The sequence below is a fragment of the Neobacillus paridis genome (assembly GCF_016765675.1).
GTDB lineage: Bacteria > Bacillota > Bacilli > Bacillales > Cytobacillaceae > Neobacillus > Neobacillus paridis.
On sequence record NZ_JAESWB010000197.1, the window covers coordinates 1 to 951 of the forward strand.

At 59.5% G+C, this 951-nt stretch carries 1 protein-coding gene and 1 pseudogene; both read left to right on the forward strand.

What is annotated here, in order from left to right:
• Nucleotides 1–651, forward strand: a 651-nt coding sequence (locus JK635_RS28505) for a hypothetical protein (protein ID WP_202654699.1), incomplete at its 5' end; no start/stop codon positions are given.
• Between the two features lie 74 nt (nt 652–725).
• Nucleotides 726–951: pseudogene (locus JK635_RS28510) on the forward strand (Tn3 family transposase); the annotation flags it as partial.

Below are 951 nucleotides of genomic sequence, written 5' to 3' on the forward strand. Positions count from 1 at the left end.
CTCTTCGGCTTGATGATCGCGCCGTTAGGAGTCACCTCCATCGCGTTCATCATCATCCAGCCAATCGTGATTGGTACCTGGAGCATCGTGGCTTTGCTGGCCGCAGTCGCAATCCTTGTGCAGATTCCTTACTCATTGGACGAAATGATTGCCACGCTGCAGTTTCTGCGAAGGCGCCACCGGGCTGGTCGCAACTGGCTTGCCGTGCTGTTTCGCGGTGACACCGATGAAGGACCTGCGGCTTCACGGACGTATGACGAGTTCAACCGCTCTCCAAAAGCCGTCATTTGCGACATAGTCGGGGGAGGTGTCAACCTGCCATGGAACCTCGCGCTCGTTGCAATGATCGGCTTGGCATTGCTTTTTAGCCCGGTCACCCTTGGCGCAGGAGGATTCGTGGCTCACGCACATCACATAGCGGGATGTTTGGCGCTGACGGTCGTATCCATTGCTGCAGCCGAAGTGGCTCGTACGGTGCGCTACGTCAACGTTCCGATCGGACTTGCACTCGTGTTCCTGCCGCTGATGGCGGACGCCTCCTCTGTCACCGATGCAGCCAGTGTGGCCTCGGGGTTGGCAATCGTGGCCCTGAGTCTGCGCCGGGGACCCGTCAAGGCGCAATACGGCGGATGGAGTCGGGTCATCGTCTGAGGCTGAGACCTGCACGCCATTTATGCTATGGGACTCTCGCGTGCCTGGCTGCGGTTCCCAAGCTGCGGATCTAGCTGTCCGAACTGGTCAATGCGCAGTTCCGGCATCCGTTCGCCGGGCATTGGGGCGACGGCACCACGTCATCAACGGACGGGCAGAACTTCCGAACCGGGAACAAGGCCGAGAGTACCGGGCACATCAACCCGAAATACGGCAGTAGCCCAGGACGGACTTTTTACACCCACATCTCCGACCAGTACGCACCATTTCACACCAAGGTGGTCAATGTCGGCGTGCGCG